The sequence below is a fragment of the Burkholderia sp. Ac-20384 genome (genome assembly GCF_017104605.1).
Classification (GTDB): Bacteria; Pseudomonadota; Gammaproteobacteria; order Burkholderiales; family Burkholderiaceae; genus Burkholderia; species Burkholderia lata.
This window is the reverse complement of the sequence record NZ_JAAGPE010000561.1, coordinates 1-2,674: the sequence shown is the minus strand read 5'-3', so window position 1 is coordinate 2,674 and position 2,674 is coordinate 1. Positions and strand designations below refer to the sequence as shown.

The window sequence follows — 2,674 nt, the reverse complement described above, 5'->3', positions numbered from 1 at the left end:
CTGCCGCCGCCCGGGCGCGACGAGCACCCACAGCAGCGCGGCGACGCCCGCGGCGAGCGACAGCAGCACGGCCGCGTAGAGCCGGTTCAGGCCGTCGGCCGGGTAATGACGGGCCAGCGTGACCGCCAGCGCGACCGCGCCCGGCAGCACGCCGCCGATCGCGAGCGCCGCCCGTGTGCCCCAGCCGCCCGCCATCAGAACTGCCCGCGCACGGTCAGCATCACGTTGCGCGGTTCCCCGTAACGGTTGTTCCAGCCCGGGTTGCTCAGGCTCAGGTAGTACTTGCGGTCGAACAGGTTGTTGACGTTGACCGCCGCGCTCCAGTGCTTGTCGTAGCGGTAGCCGAGCCGCAGGCTCGCGAGCGCGTAGCCGCCCTGGCTCATCGTGACGCTGCCCGCCTGCGCCGAGTAATTGCTCTGCACCTGCACGCCGCCGCCGACGCTCCAGCGCCGCTCCTGCCACGGCAGGTCGTAGTTGGTCCACAGCCGGAACAGGTGGCGCGGGTTCAGCAGCGGCGCGAACGACGAGCCCGCGTTCGCGAGGTTGTCCGCGTAGCTCATCGTGTCGTACGTGTAGCTCGCCCACACGCTCCACCACGGCGTGATGCGGCCGTTCGCCTCGAATTCGAAGCCCTGGCTGCGCACGCTGCCGCCGTTCACGTAGTAGCAATTCGGCCCCGCACACGGATGCGCGAGATCGACCTGCGGGCTGTTGTCGAGATCGATGCGGAACGCCGCGAGCGACACGTTGAGCTTGCCGCCCGCCAGCTCGCCCTTCACGCCCGTCTCGTACGTGCGCCCCTTCACCGGCGTCAGGATGCCGCCGCCCCACATCGACTTGGTTTGCGGCTGGAACACTTCCGCATAGCTCGCGTACCACGACCAGTCGCGCGCGAAATCCCAGATCAGCCCGCCGTACGGCGTGAACTGGTGGCCGGTGTTGTAGTGCGCACCGAGGCTGTCCTGGTTCCACCAGCTCATGCGGCCACCGAGCACGAGCGTGACGGGTTCCGCGAGCTTGATGCGGCCGAGCCCGTACACGCCCTTCTGCGAAATGTCGTTCTGCTGCGACTGCTGATACGGACCGACGTCCGGCTCGGGCACGCTGCTCGGGTTCCAGCGGTACACGTTCACCGGCGTGCCGACCACGTTGCCCAGCAGCTGCGCCGTCATCTGCCCGCTGCTGCTGTTCGCGTAGGTCACGCCGAACAGCAGGTCATGCGTGAGCCCGAACGCATGCACCGGACCCTGCACGTTCGCATCGATGCTGCGGCTGTAACTGCTGAACTGGTACGCGCCGCCCGTCAGCGCACCGCCCGCGCCGGTCGCCGGGTTGATCGCGCCGTACGAACCCGCGTACTTCAGATCCGAGCGCACGCTCTGGTATTCGCCGCTGACCTTCGCCTTCCAGCCGGCGCCGAGCTTCTGCTCGACCGACGCGAACGCGCGTGTCGTGTCCCAGTCGAAGTGGCCCCACGCGGTGTCGAGGAACGTCGAGCGCGACAGGCCGAGACTCGAGCCGTCGCGCGCCATCGGCACGCCGGACATGTCGGGTATCGAACGCGTCGTCTGGTATTGCGCGCCGAACGTGAGCAGCGTGTCGCGCGTCACGTCGACTTCCGTGATCCCGTAGATCGAGCGCGTGTCCTGCTTCGCGTGGTCGTAGAAGAAATGACGATCCTCGTACGCGGCGACGAGACGGCTACGCACGGTGCCGGCCGCGTTGAGCGGGCCGCCGATGTCGGCTTCCGCGCGATAGCGGTCCCAACTGCCGACGCTCACACTCGCGTTCGCGGAGAACTGGTATTGCGGCCGCTTGCGCACGAGATTGACCGTCGCGGCCGGGTTGCCCGAGCCGTGCAGCAGGCCGTTCGCGCCGCGCAGGATTTCCACGCGCTCGTACACGGAGATGTCCTGCGGCGCGCTCGCCATGTCGCCGATCACCACCGGCACGCCGTCGAATTCGAACGAATCGACCTTGAAGCCGCGCACGAAGTACGCGGTGGTGAGCAACACGTAAGGCTGCACGGTCACGCCCGCCGACTGCTGCATCACTTCGTCGAGCGAGAACAGGTTCTGCTGGTCGATGCGCTCACGCGTCGTCACGCTGACCGACTGCGGAATCTCCCGCAACGCCAGCGGCATCTTGCCGACCGTCGCCACCGACGGATCGTCGGCCACGCCGCGCGACGCGGTCACCGAAATCGCCTTCAGCTCGCCCGCGGCGGGCTTCACGGCGGTCGCGTCTTCCTTCCGGACTTCCGCGCCGGCTGCCGACGCCGGCACCGGCGCCGTCTCGGCGAACGCCGCCGCCGGATGCGCGGCGATCAGCAAGCCCAGATACAGCGACGGACGCCAGCGCCCTCGCCCCACACGGGCGACGCGCGCGCCCTTCGTCCTTGATCTCCCAGGTTCCAGCACCTCGTACCGCATTCACGCCCCCGTATTTGATAATCATTCTCATTATCAAATAGAACCGGCGGGCGATTTTTCGATCGAGGGGCTTTTCCTATCGATTCCGGGCACGCCGGATCGCATTGTTCACGTCAGTGTTCGGACTCGGCCGGCCGGGCATCCGCATCCGCATCCATGCCAGCATCCATGCCCGCTTCGGTGGCCGGTGGCGCGTCGGGCGGCCGCCCGGCCCGGGCGAACGTCGCGTACCACGCGTCGGA

2 protein-coding genes are annotated in these 2,674 nt (G+C 68.1%); both read right to left on the bottom strand.

The window, feature by feature from the left end:
- A partial coding sequence (locus G3O00_RS41670; protein ID WP_206146489.1) for a hypothetical protein occupies positions 1-195 on the bottom strand: 195 nt, incomplete at its 3' end.
- Entirely contained in the window at positions 195-2,432 is a 2,238-nt protein-coding gene (locus G3O00_RS41665) for a TonB-dependent siderophore receptor (RefSeq protein WP_241025591.1), read from the bottom strand. The genes G3O00_RS41670 and G3O00_RS41665, both read right to left, overlap by 1 nt.
- Positions 2,433-2,674: the final 242 nt, after the last annotated feature.

Coding starts and splice junctions, on each gene's coding strand:
- G3O00_RS41665 (WP_241025591.1), bottom strand. CDS start 2,432: ATGCGGTACGAGGTGCTGGAACCTGGGAGATCAAGGACGAAGGGCGCG.